Raw genomic sequence first — 17,268 nt, 5'->3', positions numbered from 1 at the left:
AGTACAGGAGGGATTTTGCTTGAATCAAGCTGTTCGATTCCGCCCGGTCATTACATTTGCTTTGGCATTTCTTCTCCTTATTTTGTGGTTTGCACCGAGAGCCGATGCCGCCGCCCAGTGGCAGGCAGGCACCGCATACAAGAAAGGAGACCTCGTAACATATCAAAATAAAGATTATGAGTGTATTCAGGCCCACACGGCGTTGACCGGATGGGAGCCCTCTGTTGTGCCTGCGTTGTGGAAATACGTCGGGGAAGGTTCGGGAGGGGAAACGCCAACGCCAGATACGGCACCACCTTCTATTCCTGCCGGTCTGACCTCATCCTCCATCACGGACACCTCCGTTAGTCTTTCCTGGAATGCATCCACGGATAATGTGGGCGTAACGGGATACGAGGTGTACCGGAACGGCGTTCTTGTGACAAGTACTTCAACTACATCGGCTGTAGTCACGGGGCTGACAGCCAGCACAACCTATGCTTTTACGGTAAAAGCCAAAGATGCCGCAGGCAATATATCCGCTGCGAGCAACTCCCTCAGTGTAACAACTTCCAACGGATCTTCTAACCCTGGGCCAACCGGCAGCAAATGGCTGATCGGCTACTGGCACAACTTCGATAATGGTTCAACGAATATCAGACTTCGTAACGTATCAACAGCCTATGACGTCATTAATGTTTCCTTTGCCGAACCGATTTCACATGGCAGCGGAACGCTTGCTTTTACTCCATACAATGCAACGGTAGCCGAATTCAAATCCGATATTGCCTATCTTCAAAGTCAGGGGAAAAAAGTACTGCTTTCCATGGGGGGAGCCAACGGTACCATTGAGCTCACCGACACGACCAAGAGACAGCAATTCGAAGATTCGTTAAAATCAATCATTTCCACGTATGGTTTCAATGGTCTTGATATCGATCTGGAAGGAAGCTCCCTGTCTCTGAATGCAGGGGATACCGATTTCCGTAGTCCAACTACACCAAAAATTATTAACCTCATCCAAGGCGTGAAAGCGGTTAAGTCACACTTCGGCGCTAATTTCATCCTGACGGCTGCGCCGGAGACGGCCTATGTACAGGGAGGATATTTGAGCTACGGCGGCCCTTGGGGAGCATACCTGCCAGTCATCCATGCCTTGCGTAATGACCTGACCCTGCTTCATGTGCAGCACTATAACACGGGCTCCATGGTGGGTCTGGATGGACGCTCTTACGCCCAAGGAACAGCTGATTTCCATGTGGCCATGGCGGAAATGCTGCTTCAAGGCTTTCATGTAGGCGGCAGCACAGGCCCTTTCTTTAGTCCTTTGCGACCGGACCAGATTGCCATAGGTGTGCCGGCTTCCCAACAGGCTGCCGGAGGTGGTTATACAACGCCAGCCGATTTGCAAAAGTCACTGAATTATTTGATCAAAGGTGTGTCATACGGCGGTTCCTATACCTTGCTCCAGCCTGCGGGTTATGCGGGGATAAAAGGGATTATGACCTGGTCAATCAACTGGGACGCATATACGAATAACCAGTTTTCGAGCGCACATCGTCCGTTCCTGAACGGGCTGAGTACGCAAACGACAAAGGAGGTTGTGTATTAGATGATACATTTAAATAAACACACTGCTTTCAAGAAAACCGCAAAGTTTCTCCTGGGTCTATCCCTGCTCTTATCCGTCATTGTTCCTTCTTTTATGCTCCAACCCGCTACGGCAGCAGCTGCAGATTCTTATAAAATTGTTGGTTACTACCCGTCATGGGCTGCGTATGGTAGAAACTATAATGTAACGGATATCGACCCGACCAAAGTCACGCATATCAACTATGCTTTTGCCGATATTTGCTGGAACGGCATTCATGGAAATCCAGACCCTTCAGGGCCAAATCCTGTGACTTGGACATGTCAGAATGAGAAGAGCCAGACAATCAATGTACCTAACGGAACAATCGTGCTTGGCGATCCTTGGATCGATACCGGCAAGACATTTGCAGGGGATACGTGGGATCAGCCCATTGCAGGTAATATCAATCAGCTTAACAAGCTGAAACAGATCAATCCCAGCCTGAAGACAATCATCTCTGTGGGAGGATGGACATGGTCCAACCGTTTCTCCGATGTAGCTGCGACTGCTGCAACGCGAGAGGTATTTGCAAACTCTGCCGTCGATTTCCTGCGAAAATACAATTTTGACGGAGTAGACCTGGACTGGGAGTACCCGGTATCAGGCGGACTTGATGGTAACAGCAAACGTCCTGAGGATAAGCAGAACTATACCCTGCTTCTGAGCAAAATCCGTGAGAAGCTGGATGCTGCCGGAGCTGTGGACGGCAAGAAGTATCTGCTTACAATTGCAAGCGGTGCATCGACGACTTATGCTGCAAATACAGAGCTTGCAAATATAGCTGCCATCGTCGACTGGATTAACATTATGACATACGATTTTAACGGGGCCTGGCAAAAAGTCAGCGCGCATAATGCGCCGTTGAACTATGACCCTGCGGCTTCAGCTGCTGGGGTGCCGGATGCCAATACATTTAACGTAGCTGCCGGAGCGCAAGGGCATTTGAATGCTGGGGTACCGGCCGCCAAACTTGTGCTTGGTGTTCCATTCTACGGCCGCGGCTGGGATGGATGCGCACAGGCGGGCAATGGCCAGTATCAGACCTGCACGGGAGGTTCGTCCGTTGGAACATGGGAAGCAGGCTCCTTTGATTTTTATGATCTGGAGACCAATTACATTAACAAAAACGGGTACACCCGTTACTGGAATGATACGGCCAAGGTGCCATATCTTTATAATGCGACCAACAAGCGATTTATTAGCTATGACGATGCGGAGTCTATTGGATATAAAACCGCTTATATCAAAAGCAAAGGACTCGGCGGAGCGATGTTCTGGGAACTTAGCGGTGACCGGAACAAAACACTTCAAAATAAACTGAAAGCCGATCTGCCTACCGGAGGTACAGTGCCTCCAGCAGATACGACGGCGCCAAGCGTACCCGGTAATGCCCGTTCGACAGGCGTGACGGCAAACTCGGTGACACTGGCTTGGAATGCTTCAACGGATAATGTAGGGGTTACCGGTTATAACGTCTATAATGGCAATAATCTTGCAACATCCGTCACCGGAACAACAGCAACAATTAGCGGACTTACCGCAGGGACTTCTTATACCTTCACGATCAAAGCAAAGGATGCGGCAGGCAATCTGTCTGCCGCCAGTAATGCTGTAACCGTAAGCACTGCCACTCAGCCGGGAGGGGATACGCAAGCGCCAACTGCACCGACGAACCTGGTATCGACAGCGCAAACAACATCCAGCATAACGCTGAGCTGGGCGGCATCCACGGATAACGTGGGTGTAACGGGTTATGATGTGTACAATGGAACGACACTTGCGACATCCGTGACCGGAACGACAGCAACGATCAGCGGGCTTGCTGCGGATACCTCGTATACATTTACGGTAAAAGCAAAGGATGCGGCGGGGAATGTTTCTGCTGCGAGCAATGCGGTGACCGTGAAAACAACAGCAGGAACGACGAACCCGGGCGTTTCCGCCTGGCAGGCGAATACAGCCTATACTGTAGGACAGCTGGTCACGTATAGCGGCAAGACATATAAATGTTTGCAGGCCCACACTTCCTTGCCTGGGTGGGAACCATCCAATGTCCCTGCATTATGGCAGGTTCAATAGTTAAAAAATGGATTACAACATTTTGAATTGAAGCGTGCAGTTTTAGCAAGGCTTGGCTATAGGGAAGAGAATATAACGAAAAAACACCGGCTCCTGGTCCGGTGTTTTTTCGTTATGCTATGTCAAATAAAGCAGGCTCCAAAAAGGCTATTCATTAGAAATCGAAGTTGTCCGGATCAGGTCCAACGCGTACATCTTCGTTCAGAGCACTGATCTGATCCATCTCTTCATTTGAAAGTTCAAAGTCGAAGATGGAGGAATTCTCAATAATCCGGTGTTCCTTGGTGGACTTCGGAATGGTAATGACCCCATTTTGCAGATCCCAACGCAGGATGACTTGTGCAACCGATTTGCCTTTGGCTGAAGCGATAGCCGTGAGCACTGGATTGTCCAACAGCTGACCTTGCATCAGAGGGGACCAAGCTTCAAGCTGGATACCATGTTTTTCACAGAAAGTCTTAAGCTCAACCTGAGTCAGGCGAGGGTGATATTCCACCTGATTAATCATCGGTTTTACTTTGGCATCCTGCATCAAGTCTTCGAGATGATGAATCTGGAAGTTGCTTACACCGATGGCCTTAATGCGGCCAGCTGCGTACAGTTCCTCGATTGCTTTCCAGGCTGCTTTGTATTTGCCGGCCTTAGGCCAGTGAATCAGATACAGGTCCAGGTATTCCAGTCCCAGTTTGTTCAATGTGGTATCAAAAGCCGCAAGAGTCTCTTCATATCCGAGGTCTGCATTCCATACTTTAGATGTAACAAACAGTTCTTCACGTTTCAGGTTGTTTTCTTGCAAAGCTTCGGCAATCGCTTGGCCCACACCGGCTTCATTGCCGTATATTGCAGCAGTATCGATGCTGCGGTAGCCATGTCTAATCGCATTTTTCACGGCTTCAATCAGTTCAGATCCTTCTTCTACCTTAAATACACCAAGACCGAACCAAGGCATAGAAACGCCGTTATGCAGAGTTACTGTGGATTGTAAATGTTGTGCGGTTTGAGCTGTTGTCATGAGATTTCCTCCTTAAAGTGTGTAAAAATCAGTGATTTTAAGCTGAATTTTCGTTTTTTCATCATACAAAATTAAATCATAGTAGATCAAATTGTATTCAACGTATATAGTATAATAAAATACCATGTGAAACCGGTTCCCCTCGAAGACTGGAACTGATATATATAAGAGTGAGACCTATGGTCGGAATGGAAATTAGAACGAAGCTTTCTCCATTTCGACTGATGCATGTTGATCCTTGCTTTCCAGCATTTTAGCCCATGCGGTCAGGATTACAGCAACGAGAACCATCAAGGCTCCGACCCATGTCGTGTGAATCAAACCAATGGAGTCATTGATCACTCCACCCAAATAGGCACCTATAGCGATCCCTGCATTAAATGCGGCGATGTTAAAGGCTGAGGCTACATCCTTGGCCTGTGGTGCATATCGTTCAGCCAAGGTTACAACGTACATCTGAAGACCAGGCACATTCATGAAGGCGAGCAGACCCATACCCATAATGGTGAGCAGTGCTGCCAACTTAAACGGGACGGTGAAGTACATCACGCCGAGAATAATGGTCTGAATGATGAACATGTAGAAGAGCGCCTTGAGCGGGTTGCGATTGGCTGCTCTGCCGCCGATGATGTTGCCAACAGCAATGGCGATTCCGTACAACAACAGAATGAACGCTACCGTTTTCTCGGAATATCCGCTGATATCATGCAACAACGGGGACAGATACGTAAAGACTACAAATGTTCCTCCGTACCCAACGGCAGTGATGGCAAAAGCAAGCAGCAAGCGTCCACCTGTAACGAGCTTCAGCTGATCCCGAATTGCCGTTCTTGTTCCTCGCTTCAACGTGGATGGCACGAGTATCAGGTTTCCGATCATTGCAATAATGCCAACCACAACAATCAGGATAAAGGCAGCACGCCAGCCCCAATGTTGACCAATGAGTGTACCGAGAGGTACACCGGTTACTGTGGCAATGGTAAGACCGGAGAACATGATGGCAATGGCACTTGCCCTACGGTTGGCAGGCACCAGATCGGCTGCAATCGTGGAGCCAATGGACATGAACACCCCGTGTGCCAGAGCGGATACTACTCTTGCAATGAGTAACATGGTGATGCCCGTCGATAGTGCAGCCATCGTGTTACCCGCAATGAAGACGATCATGATGGCAAGCAATAGCGTTTTGCGTGATATGGTAGACGTCAGTGAGGTCAGCACAGGAGCCCCAAAGGTAACGCCTAATGCATATAAAGTAACGGTCAGTCCCGCGGAAGTTACGGAAATGCCCAGGTCATCTGCAATGAGGGGCAGTAGCCCAACGCTGATAAATTCTGTGGTACCGATCGCGAATGCACTAATGGCCAGCGCAAGCAATGCCCACGTGCTGCGCTTTGAATCTTGTAACATTTCTTGCTCAACTCCCCCGAATGTAGATTTACGTACCGGCAAATGCTATTATGAGTTATTCGGTATAGATTGAATAGTACGTACTTTTTAGTACCCTACGTACTTTTTGGTGCCTATACAGCATGCGACGGATGTATCCAATTCATCAGGGAGGAAGCAAGTTATGGTCAGAAAAAAATATAACATCTCGGTTGAAGCTACCCTAGAAGTGATCGGTGGCAAGTGGAAATGCGTTATTCTCTGTCATCTGACACATGGGAAAAGACGAACCAGTGATCTTAAGCGTATTATGCCCGCAATTACACAAAAAATGTTAACACAGCAACTGAGAGAGCTTGAAAACGACGGAATCGTAAACCGAATCGTATATAATCAGGTCCCTCCCAAAGTGGAATACGAATTGAGTGATTACGGGAGAAGTCTTGAACCGATTCTCAATGCGCTATGTAATTGGGGAGATCAACATATTGTGAAGGAATACGGAGACAAATCAGCAGTTCTGGAAGATAATGGACTCAATGATTTTAACTCTGACAATAGGGAGCTGGTGCAACCGTGAACTATGAGATTTTATATGATGGTGCTTTTGCGATGCTCAAGGTACATTTGCAGCGGGGAGAGCGGTTCAAGGCCGAGAGTGGTGCGATGGTTTCCATGACTCCTACGGTTGAATTGAAGGGTTCAGCAGAAGGTGGGATGTTTGCCGGGTTCGGTCGGATGCTGAGCGGGGAGAAGTTTTTCTTTCAGGAACTGACGGCTGCGGGTGGGTCGGCAGAGATTCTGCTCTCACCTTCAAGCATGGGTGATGTAGAAGCTGTTGAATTGGACGGTTCCTATTCACTCTATGTGCAGAAAGACGGATTTCTGGCAGGAACCGAGGGCATTCAGGTGAATACCAAGATGCAAAACCTGAAGAAAGGTCTCTTTTCGGGAGAAGGTTTCTTCATTATTGAGATCAGTGGACGTGGAACCGTATTTCTGTCTTCCTATGGTGCCATCCATGCGATTAATCTGGCAGCAGGTGAAGAAATGATCGTGGATAACGCCCATTTGGTGGCATGGCCTCATTATGTAGATTACCGTATTGAGAAAGCTTCACAGGGCTGGTTATCCAGTGTTACAAGTGGAGAAGGACTGGTATGTCGGTTCCGGGGAGAAGGAACCATTCTTATACAGAGCCGCAATCCGCAAGGATTCGGACAATGGGTGAAGCAGTTTATCCCTGCCCGCTAATTATTTTTTTGAGAAAGAACACACAGAGTTGCAACGGATATGTTTCCATCATCGTTATATGAATAATGGATTTACTTCATTAACTGGTGGGTACATAATCTGTTGCATAAGTCGCACATCATGGAGGTATGAGATGACAAGCTCACGGTATAAAAATGCACAAGAAAGTCCGGGATATCTGTTATGGCAGGTTACATCCATGTGGCAAAAGGAAATACGCAGGGTGCTGGAGCCCCTCGAACTGACACAACCTCAATTTGTATTGTTGCACGCATGTCTGTGGCTCAATGAACATGATGAGGAAGGCAAAGGAGTAACTCAGGTTCAAATTGCTCAGTTTGCCAAGGTGGATGTTAACGTGACTTCTCAGGTGCTGCGTGCTCTTGAAAAGAGAGGATTAATTACCCGGGCTCGTCATCAGACGGATACGCGTGCCAATATTATCACAACAACGGAAGAAGGAACCCGATTGGCTATTGAAGGGATTCATCTGTGTGAGGAGTCGGACAAGGCATTTTTTGAAACTTTGGATGATCGCAAGGAAGAGTACATGGAGATCATGCAGGAGTTTCTTCGTCAAAAAACAGAGGGCTAATCCATAATATACATTTTTTTATTTTATTAAACTACAGATTGTAGTGGGATTGGAAAATTTTCTGAATACTAATGATAATAATATTTATGCAAAATACAAATAGACCTCCTGACTTCATCTTGTCGGGAGGTCTATTTCGGTTGCTCAATCGATTCGGTAGGATGCAAACGGCTCGCGGCGACGGAAAGAGTCACTGATCTGATCCAGTTCGACCAACAGATCAACGGGTAGAGACATGTCCAGACTAGCCAGATTATGTTCCAACTGATCGGTGTGTGTGGCGCCAACAATGACTGTGGATACAGCCGGACGTGTCAGCAGCCATGCAAGTGACAGCACACTTGGGGAGCAGCCATATGAGGCAGCTTTAGCACTCACTTGTTCACTCAGTTGGATATTATGCTCCAGCAGGAAACGGTTGAAAGATGGATCGGTGTCTGCTCTGGACCCGGAAGGTACGCTGGTCTGTCCGTTATATTTACCTGTCAGAATACCACCTGCCAGCGGGAAATACGGGATAATGCCTACACCCTGATCAAGACACATCGGTACCAGTTCCAACTCAGGCGTACGGTCTGCCAGGGAGTAGCTGGTTTGGGTGGAGATGTAGCGCACATAACCTTTCTGTTCACTGATCCCCAGAGCTTTCATCAGCTCCCAAGCTGCGTAGTTGGAGGCTCCGATATAACGGACTTTGCCGGAAGTGACCATATCATCCAGTGTGCGCAGTGTCTCATCCAGCGGTGTATGCGGATCAAAAGTATGGATCTGGTACAGATCCACATAATCCGTTTGCAGACGCCGCAGGCTATGTTCCAGCTCTTGTTGCAGATGGTAGCGGGAGGAACCCCGCCCATGGGGACCATCATGCCGGGGTAATCCGGCTTTGGTAGCAAGCACTGCGTTTTCCCGTCGACCCGCCAGGGCCTGTCCAATGATGCGTTCCGATTCCGTGCCTGCATAGATATTGGCGGTATCGATAAAGTTGATGCCCTGATCCATCGCTGCATGAATAATGCGGGTAGAAGCTGCTTCATCCGCGCGTTTGCCAAACGCATTGGTGCCGAGCCCCAACGCCGAAACACGCAAACCACTATTGCCTAAACGTCGATAATCCATCTTTCGTCGCTCCTTCTCTGTCAGTATTTGTATAGCAGATTATAACGTAATCTATTGAAAACGTGTTATTAATATAGTTAAATGATTCTAAGAACCCGTTATTAAAGGAGATATGATGGAAAACAGTGCCGCACATTTAACAAGACGGAAGCCGAAGAAACCGAAGAAGAAATGGAAGAAGCCATTGATCATCACCCTAAGTGTGCTGCTTGTGTTGGGAGGACTCGGATTTATTTATCAAAAGCAACTCGTCGTGTTTGCCTTTAATTTGTTCGCTTCAGCTACGGTGAAGGAAGCCTTGGATGACTCCTTTGTACCAGCTGGCGATAAGGATGCCCCTGTTGTGGAACATACGGACCCGTTCTCGCTGTTGCTGCTGGGGATTGACCAGCGGGATAACGAACCAAGCCGTTCGGATACCATCATCTATTCCGTCGTGCGTCCAGAAGACAATAAAGTGCTGCTGCTGTCCATTCCACGTGATTCCTATACCGAGATTGTTGGCCGGGATGTGAAGTCAAAGATCAACTCAGCATATGCCCACGGTGAAGCCAAGATGGCGATGGATACGGTGGAGAATTTGCTGGGGAACAAAGTGGATTTCTATGCCGCGATTAATTTTAACGGGCTCAAGGATATTGTTGATGCGGTGGGTGGCGTTGAACTGCCGATCAAGAAAAATATTGAGAACAAGCTCAAAATTCATGAGAAGCTGTTTGTTGAAGCGAATAAACCGATCTATAGCGGTGAAGAAGCGCTTGGTTATGTGCGTTACCGGGAAGATTCCGATTTCAATCGGACGATGCGTCACCGGATTTTCCTAAGTGCCTTCATGAATCGTGCGTTGGAGGTCAAAAATCTGACCAAGATCCCGGACGTAATCCAGATTGCCGGATCGAATTTTACAACCAACATGACCTCGGACTTTATCGTGAAATTTGCCGAGTCCTTATATATGAAAGATAGCATACCAACGATCAGCAACTACATGCTGAAGGGTGAGGGTGCAACGCGCAGTGGCACATGGTACTACGATCTGTCGGAGGACGATCTGCAATATGTGCGTGGCATGATCGCCAGTTGGCTGGACCCGGATGCTACCGAGATTATTGAACCGGAGTCAGCGGACCAGGCAGATACACCTGATGCAGCATAAGCATCCATTCTTGTGCAAAACTCATATGAATATAAGTCCGGCGAAGCGGTTGCTTCCCGGCTTTTTTGCGTTTGAGATCCTGCGGATGAAATATTGCACAGATATATCTAATGTTTAAACCTCTTTTTATGGCATACATATAGTAAAATATAGGGAAAAGATTAAACATCAACCAACGGAGGAAACTCATGAAGGAGTTTAAGGAACGGCTTGGGCAGGTTCAGGAGCAGCAGAAACAGCTGGCGAAGGAGTATCACGCCTTGCTCCAGGAATACCAGTCCGATGACCTGATCGTTAAGAATGAACAGTTACAGGAACAGTATGAAGCTCACAAACTCAAGCTGCAACAGCTCGAACTTCGCTCGCGCAAGATGGAAGAAGAGAATGCACGTCTTCGCATGGCGTTATCCGAGCAGATGCTGGATGAGAAGCTGAATCTGATCCGGGTATCCCGGGAGAAGATGGAGACCTATTTTCAAGGGAAAACAGCAGTACATAATGATCGAATTGCATTCCATGAACATCGAACCAAATCCAATCTGAACGCGCTGTACAACCAGGCCGCACAGGAGTTGCAAGAGGATTCCGATGAGGTGAAGGAGAGGATTGCTTACCTTGCTGCAGAGGTGAATGAGCGCATTGAATCGCACAAGCGGGCCGTACGGGAGCGAGAAGAGGCTCTGCGTGGGCACATGGAGCGTGGATATGAGCATATGGCGGAGGAAGGGTTGAGCGAAGAGACCATTCAGCGCCGGATCAGGCAGAATCGCATGGAGATGAAGATTGGACTCAGCTGGATCAACAAAGTAGCCATCTTGCTCCTCATTCTGGGGGTTGGAGCAGCGTTTCAATACTCGTACTCGACCTGGTTTAATGACGAGATGAAGAGCGGGGCCTTTTTCCTGCTCGGTGCACTGATGCTCGCTGGAGGAGAGTTGCTGTTCCGCCGCAAAAAGCAGACGTTTGCAATGGGGCTGCTCGGCGGCGGGATCTCCGTGTTGTTCGGGTCCATCTTCTATAGTTATTTTTTACTGCATATTATCGGGTTATATACGGGACTTGCCCTGTCTGTATTGGTATCGGCAATCTCCGTATTGTTGTCCTTGAGATACCAATCGAAGACCATCTGTTCATTGGGTCTGGTAGGCGGATATCTTCCGCTATTCTCGTATATGTTCTCGTTCGGGCTTGAGGGCACTGCTGTCTATGTAGCCATGATCTATCTGCTGCTCTTAAACGGCATTATTGTGTTCATTTCGTTTGGCAAACGGTGGCCGGTTGTGCACTATATCAGTTTCCTTTTCAACACACCATCCATGCTTATCCTCTTATGGCTGTCGCCAAGTGAGAAGATTGGCATGTTGTATTCCATTGTGACGTTTGCATTATATCTGGGCATTACACTGGCGTATCCGTTCAAACACCGGATGAAGTTAACCTGGTGGGATTTCGCACTACTCGCTATGAATACAAGCATCAGCTGTCTGATGTTATACGTGTTATTTGATGTGGCAGGTTGGAATGATGCTCAGGGCTTGCTGGCGTTAATCTTCTGCGTGGTGTATCTGGGCCTCGCACGATTCGTTCAGCGCCATATGGCTCAGGAGAAACAGACGATTCTGCTCTTCTATGTCACTTCCCTGACCTTTGCCATTCTGATTATCCCGTTCCAGTTCGGGGCCAAGTGGTTATCCATGGGTTGGTTAATTGAAGGCGTTCTGCTGGTCACACTCGGACATCTGAAACGGTTCAAATCGGTGGAACGTGCCGGATGGGGCATCGTGCTTCTATGTCTATTCACTTTTGTGTACTACGACCTGCTGGCGCTATTCTTCATCGGGGAACGTTCTTACTTTATGTTAAAATACACCAGCATTACGCTGGGGACTGTGCTTATTACACTGTATTATGCCTGGGCAGTTCACAGCAGCTCATCTTCCAGAGAGAGATTCAATTACAGCGCACTGGAGCTGGGTTTCCTGAACGGATTCAAGTATGTGACACTTGCGAATGTGTGGTTATACGTACTGTATGAGTCAAATGAATTGTATACCAGAGCTGTCGATGGGACGTTCCTGTTATACATGTTCTACAAGTTGCTCATGTTCGCAGCGCTCACCATTGCATTGGCCTATGGACTGAGCAAGGTGAAGCTGCTGCATGATCGATACGTACAGGTGTATACCACCTTCCTGCATGCTATTGGCTGCTGTATTGCACTGGCCGTAACCTTAACCATGCCAGCGCTTCAGCCGGAGGTTCAGCAGCATACAGCGGCAGAGATTGTTGGTTTGCTGGTGCTGATTATCTTTAATGTAGGGGTATTCTTTGCAGGAAGGGATCTGCTGATTGCCGGCATCCGCGGGCAGTTCAAGAGCATTGAATGGTACCCGGTTATCGCAGGGGTATATCTGCTAGGGGTCATCACCGTATTCCTGACGATCCAGTTCCATTGGGGTGATGTGGGGCTGATGTTCAGCCTGATCTATCTGCTGCTGGCGATTCTCTATATTGCCTATGGATTCCGTAGAAAATATGTCATGATTCGGCGCTTGGGCCTGGGTCTAACGTTGTTCGCCACGGGTAAGATGGTGTTCTATGATGTAGGGATGCTTACCTCGGGCAGCAAAATCTTTGCCTATTTCAGCTTCGGCGTACTATTGCTTGGGATCTCTTACCTGTACCAGAAGGTGTCGAGCCGGATGGAGGAAATACAGTCCAGAGAGACAGCGAAGCCTGCCGACGAACCGACTGTCCCTGAGGAGGAACAAGACTGACTTTGATTCTGAACGACCGAAGTTGCATTTGCGATTATATGGGGAGGGATTTTTGAAATGGGATTCGACATGAAAATCATGTTTTGGCAACTGTTATGGCTTGCTGGCCCTATAGCTCTTGTCGTGCATGGCTGGAGGAAATTCGGCGCGAGAAAGAAGCGGCAATGACGTGAGTGTGGGTGAGATGGCGGGAATGTCCGCTGTCCACTTCACTTCGCTTTGGGAAATAAGTCGTGTAATATAGATTTTTTGGATTAAAATGAGGCTCCGGGCTGCTGTGAACAGCAATCTGGGGCCTTATTGATGTTAGTCTATGGCTTAGCCTAATATGACATTCGTGAAACGTTTTACGCAGAGATCACGTTATAATAGAGTAGACTTAGGGTTGGATCTTCATTTGTAACCATGAGGTTTCGGAAGCCGATGTGCCTTTCAGTGATTCTCCGCCATCATCATTCATACGGGAGAGCACGGTTAATGTCATGGACAGGGCAAAGGCGAGCAATACGTATATGAAAATATTTTTTTTGTTCATAGGAAGGTACCTCTCTTGTTGAATGAGCTAAAGTAGACATCCGGCCGCCATGAGAAAAAAAGCACAACGTCTGGTATAGTAGAGTAAGTAGAACCGAACATAAATCGTTCCTGTATACCACTATATTGAACTATAGCGGTGCAAACAATGGAACAAATCTGATGAATTTATCATTATTGTTATGAAATGTTTATAGAGATCGAGTGAGTGATCATTGAAGGTGGGAGAATAACATGCGGGAGACGGCAAAAATCGTCATTCGTACGCCAGGACAGGAAAGTGACGGCTCATTCGCTTATGTAAGCCAAGGTCGCTCCATTACGGTGGGACGTTACACAGGCGGAAGTGAATTGGACTTGTCTGTTTATAATCAGATGATATCGAAGCGGCATTGCCGCATTCATTATGATGTACAGCAACAGTTATGGATCGAAGATCTGGATAGCAAAAATGGAACCGAACTGAACGGGCAGCGCCTCGTTCCCTATGAGAAATATCCGTTTAGCGAGGGCGATAGCCTGACGTTGGTCAACGGCCTGATCCAGCTTCGCACGGAAGGTGATCTTGGAGAGACGAGGGAATATCGGGTGTCGGACTTGCTGGGTGAGGGCGTACGTTTACTGGATCACCTGCAAACCGTACAAATCGGTGAAGTGGAGATTCCGCTGTCCAAGAAAGAGTATCAGCTGTTCAAGCTGCTGTATAGTCAACTGGACCACTTTGTGACAAGGGAACAGATTGTGGCTCAGGTGTGGCCAGAGCGGAGCATGCTGGAGAGTGAAGCGGTAGGGATCGACGAGATTAACTCGCTAATCTATCGGACGAATCGTAAGCTGGGTGTGCACTTTACCATCAAGTCCGTTTATAAAAAGGGTGTATATATGAAGTCTCATGTGCCAGAATGAATGAGTGATAACAAAGGGATGAGTTCATGTTCATCATTTACCTGATTCCATGGCTGATTGCCGTGGTGACATTGATCGGTGTCATATCCATCGTACTTGTCAGTTGGAAAAACGGGATTTCCCCGATGCCCACATCCGGCCGCGTCAGGCAGGTGGTCATTCAAGAGGTAAACCGCATTCCAGGGTACGGCGATGTGCTCGAAGCCGGCTCCGGATGGGGCACACTGGGAATGGATGTTGTAAGGCATTGCCCTGGTAAAAGGCTGACCGGGATTGAGAATTCTATCATTCCCTTATGGTCTTCCCAAATAATTGCCTATCTCAGTGTTCGCTTACGCCGAGCCAAGGGAAACAAGCACTCTCTCAAGGGCAGACTGCGCTTCATGCGCGGGGATATCTACACCAGTTCCTATGAACATGCGGATTGTGTGATCTGTTATCTGTTTCCGGGAGCGATGACCCGACTTCTGGACAAGTTCAGTCGGGAGCTTCCGCCGGGTGCCAAGGTGATTAGTATCTGTTTTGCCCTGCCGGGCAAGGAACCGCTACGCACAATAACATGTCGAGATGCCCTACGTACCAAAGTGTATGTGTATGCTTTTTAATGAAGAAGCTTATGATTGGAGACAGGAGAAACCGGAGGAATGAGACCCTCATGTTTCTGCTTTTTTTCAATGCATGTTATAACTCACGTGGGGTGTATATAGCTATGAATAAACAAGAACAAGTGACTGATCATTTCAGAGAATTATTTAATAAAATGGTCTGGATTAACAAGTCGAAGATGGAAGCCAGTCTTCGTGGTTATAAGTCTTCCGAAGTTCATTGCATTGAATATATTGGAAAGAATATCGATCCCAATGTGACAAAGCTTGCAGAGTCGCTGTATATGACCAAGGGTGCCATAAGTAAATTGACGAAGAAACTTATCGAAAAAAAACTGATCGAAGTCTACCAGAAGCCGGAGAACAAGAAAGAAGTCTATTTCAGACTGACCGAGAAAGGGAACGTTGTATTCGGTATTCACGAGGAACTTCACCAAGAATTTCAAAAGCGGGATCAGGCTGTGTTTGAGCAGGTAACCGAAGCGCAATTGGAGGGCATGCTCAGGTTTATGGAGCAATACAGCAAACATTTGGACGCAGAGATAAAGAAACAGGGTTTGGACATTTAGATAAATGTGTGTAATGAAGGGTAACACAAAAAAGCAACTTACTCTAATCGAGGGTAGGTTGCTTTTTTATTTGAATAATTATTGTTGACAAGGAAACTAAAAAGAGTTACATTTTTTGTTGAATAGGAAACAAAAATGCAAAGAGGAGACACATATGACTAAAGAAAACGTCAAAACCACTGATTTACCCAAAGAGGTGCTCATTGCAGCCTGGGCTATAGCTCTTGGAGCCATTGCACCTTTGCTTGATTCTACCATGGTGAATATTGCCATAGATCAATTAACACATGATTTCAATACAAACTTGACCATTATTCAATGGGCCATTACAGGCTATATTCTCGCTCTTGCCATGGCAGTTCCCATCTCCGGTTGGCTTATGAACAAGTTTAATAGCAAGAAGATTTTCATTGGTGCTGTTATCCTCTTTGGAGTGATTTCTATTTTAGTAGGTGTTAGCTGGAACATTTCGAGTTTTATCTTCTTTCGTTTACTTCAAGGGTTCAGCGCAGGGGTGATTACGACCCTCATGTTTACCCTCTTGGTGAAAACGGCAGGGAAAGATCACTTGGGAAAAGTGATGGCCATCGTAAGTACGCCTATGATCTTCGGCCCTATTCTGGGTCCAGTCCTTGGAGGATTCATCGTTCAGGTGGCATCCTGGCAATGGATTTTCTTCATTAACGTGTTTATCGTGTTGATTGCTGCGCCAGTAATGATGAAAACAATTCCTGACTTTGAACCTTTCAACAAAGAGAATAAGCTTGATCTGTTTGGCATTATTAATTTATCTTCCATGAGCGGGGCTTTAATCTACGGGATAACGAGAGCTGCGGAACATGCTACGTTTAACAATAATGAAACGATCTTATGGGTGGGTATTGGTGTGGGTTTGGCTGTCATATATATGGCTTATAATCTCATTCGCAAGAATCAAACGGTCCTGCCCATGAGTTTGTTTACTTATAAAAGTTTTGCTGCTTCAAGCGCCGGCTTGTTCATGGCAAATATTGCTCTTATGGGCCCGATGTTAATCCTCCCGCTATTCTTTCAAAACTTTCGCCATTTTACGGCGATTGAAACAGCAGTTGCTCTTATCCCCCAAGGGGTTGGGATGCTTGTTACTCGGCCTTTACTTGGAAAAATGATTGATAAAATTGGACCCAAATATGTAGTGATCGTCAGTTTATTTCTTTCTCTCATTGGATCAATTCCGCTTATTTTCATCTCTGATAAAACAAGTATGATCTGGATTTCTATTATATTGTTAATTCGTGGTGCGAGTATCGGAGGGATTAGTCTGCCGTTAACAAGTGAAGCATACACTGGGCTTGATAGCACGCAGCTCCCCGAAGCGAGTGTGGGCATTAATATGATTGAGAATCTTGGTTCAAGCTTTGGCTCAGCTATTATCGCGACGGTTGTTGCAACGGTCATACAAGGGTTGCAACCAACGGTCATAAATGAGTTGAAAGGGTACCATGCCGGATTTCTATTATCCAGCGTTATTCTTGTAATTATTCTAATCCCTAGTTTGTATCTTACAAATAAAAGGAACGCATGAACAGTTACTCATGTTCTTCCTGAAAAATGAAAGCACTAGGTCCCGAATTCACTGTTATCGTGATTTCGGGACCTAGTGCTTCTTATTATAACTTAAC

General features: G+C 47.0%; 15 protein-coding genes. 11 read left to right on the top strand and 4 right to left on the bottom strand.

Annotation, left to right across the window (positions count from 1 at the left end):
- The first annotated feature begins 19 nt into the window (after window positions 1–19).
- Together V6669_RS29265 and V6669_RS29260 are read left to right on the top strand one after the other, a co-directional pair.
- Window positions 20–1,591 (top strand): glycosyl hydrolase family 18 protein, encoded by a 1,572-nt coding sequence (locus V6669_RS29265; RefSeq protein WP_338589306.1) that lies wholly within the window; start codon window positions 20–22, stop codon window positions 1,589–1,591.
- The gene (locus V6669_RS29260; protein WP_338589304.1) at window positions 1,592–3,691 is read left to right on the top strand and encodes a glycosyl hydrolase family 18 protein; all 2,100 of its coding nucleotides are present in this window, start codon (window positions 1,592–1,594) and stop codon (window positions 3,689–3,691) included.
- A gap of 154 nt (window positions 3,692–3,845) precedes the next feature.
- Here the strand turns inward: V6669_RS29260 and V6669_RS29255 are convergent, their stop codons facing one another.
- Window positions 3,846–4,703, bottom strand: coding sequence for an aldo/keto reductase (locus V6669_RS29255; RefSeq protein ID WP_338589302.1), 858 nt, complete (start codon window positions 4,701–4,703; stop codon window positions 3,846–3,848).
- A gap of 195 nt (window positions 4,704–4,898) precedes the next feature.
- Entirely contained in the window at window positions 4,899–6,113 is a 1,215-nt protein-coding gene (locus tag V6669_RS29250; RefSeq protein WP_338589300.1) for an MFS transporter, read from the bottom strand.
- A gap of 163 nt (window positions 6,114–6,276) precedes the next feature.
- On the opposite strand from V6669_RS29250, the gene V6669_RS29245 reads away from it, so the two are divergent.
- From V6669_RS29245 to V6669_RS29235, 3 genes are all read left to right on the top strand, one after another.
- Window positions 6,277–6,672 carry a winged helix-turn-helix transcriptional regulator gene (locus V6669_RS29245; RefSeq protein WP_017691613.1) on the top strand — a complete coding sequence of 132 codons (396 nt, stop codon included), beginning with the start codon at window positions 6,277–6,279 and terminating at the stop codon, window positions 6,670–6,672.
- Window positions 6,669–7,346, top strand: coding sequence for a TIGR00266 family protein (locus tag V6669_RS29240; RefSeq protein WP_017691614.1), 678 nt, complete (start codon window positions 6,669–6,671; stop codon window positions 7,344–7,346). Before V6669_RS29245 ends, V6669_RS29240 begins: the two co-directional genes overlap by 4 nt.
- Before the next feature lie 133 nt (window positions 7,347–7,479).
- The gene (locus V6669_RS29235; protein ID WP_338589296.1) at window positions 7,480–7,941 is read left to right on the top strand and encodes a MarR family transcriptional regulator; all 462 of its coding nucleotides are present in this window, start codon (window positions 7,480–7,482) and stop codon (window positions 7,939–7,941) included.
- 144 nt (window positions 7,942–8,085) lie between these two features.
- Here the strand turns inward: V6669_RS29235 and V6669_RS29230 are convergent, their stop codons facing one another.
- The gene (locus V6669_RS29230) at window positions 8,086–9,060 is read right to left on the bottom strand and encodes an aldo/keto reductase (protein ID WP_338589294.1); all 975 of its coding nucleotides are present in this window, start codon (window positions 9,058–9,060) and stop codon (window positions 8,086–8,088) included.
- Window positions 9,061–9,172: 112 nt separating this feature from the next.
- Between V6669_RS29230 and V6669_RS29225 the strand changes: the two genes are divergently transcribed.
- A complete protein-coding gene (locus V6669_RS29225) occupies window positions 9,173–10,216 on the top strand; it encodes an LCP family protein (RefSeq protein ID WP_338589292.1) in 1,044 nt (347 codons plus the stop codon).
- A gap of 188 nt (window positions 10,217–10,404) precedes the next feature.
- Window positions 10,405–12,993, top strand: coding sequence for a DUF2339 domain-containing protein (locus V6669_RS29220; RefSeq protein ID WP_338589290.1), 2,589 nt, complete (start codon window positions 10,405–10,407; stop codon window positions 12,991–12,993).
- Window positions 12,994–13,372: 379 nt separating this feature from the next.
- On the opposite strand, the gene V6669_RS29215 is transcribed toward V6669_RS29220, so the two are convergent.
- The gene (locus V6669_RS29215; RefSeq protein ID WP_165980318.1) at window positions 13,373–13,528 is read right to left on the bottom strand and encodes a hypothetical protein; all 156 of its coding nucleotides are present in this window, start codon (window positions 13,526–13,528) and stop codon (window positions 13,373–13,375) included.
- A 233-nt stretch (window positions 13,529–13,761) separates the two neighbouring features.
- On the opposite strand from V6669_RS29215, the gene V6669_RS29210 reads away from it, so the two are divergent.
- The 4 genes from V6669_RS29210 (at window position 13,762) to V6669_RS29195 (ending at window position 17,171) form a co-directional block, all read left to right on the top strand.
- Window positions 13,762–14,433 (top strand): FHA domain-containing protein, encoded by a 672-nt coding sequence (locus V6669_RS29210; RefSeq protein WP_047840896.1) that lies wholly within the window; start codon window positions 13,762–13,764, stop codon window positions 14,431–14,433.
- A 26-nt stretch (window positions 14,434–14,459) separates the two neighbouring features.
- Entirely contained in the window at window positions 14,460–15,038 is a 579-nt protein-coding gene (locus tag V6669_RS29205) for a class I SAM-dependent methyltransferase (RefSeq protein WP_338589286.1), read from the top strand.
- Between the two features lie 104 nt (window positions 15,039–15,142).
- Entirely contained in the window at window positions 15,143–15,607 is a 465-nt protein-coding gene (locus V6669_RS29200) for a MarR family transcriptional regulator (RefSeq protein WP_133386280.1), read from the top strand.
- Window positions 15,608–15,761: 154 nt separating this feature from the next.
- Entirely contained in the window at window positions 15,762–17,171 is a 1,410-nt protein-coding gene (locus V6669_RS29195; RefSeq protein ID WP_338589283.1) for an MDR family MFS transporter, read from the top strand.
- The last annotated feature ends 97 nt before the right edge of the window (window positions 17,172–17,268 follow it).

The organism is Paenibacillus sp. Y5S-9, from assembly GCF_036894235.1.
Lineage (GTDB): Bacteria > Bacillota > Bacilli > Paenibacillales > Paenibacillaceae > Paenibacillus.
The sequence above is the reverse complement of the archived record's forward strand: the minus strand, read 5'-3'. Positions and strand labels throughout refer to the sequence as shown.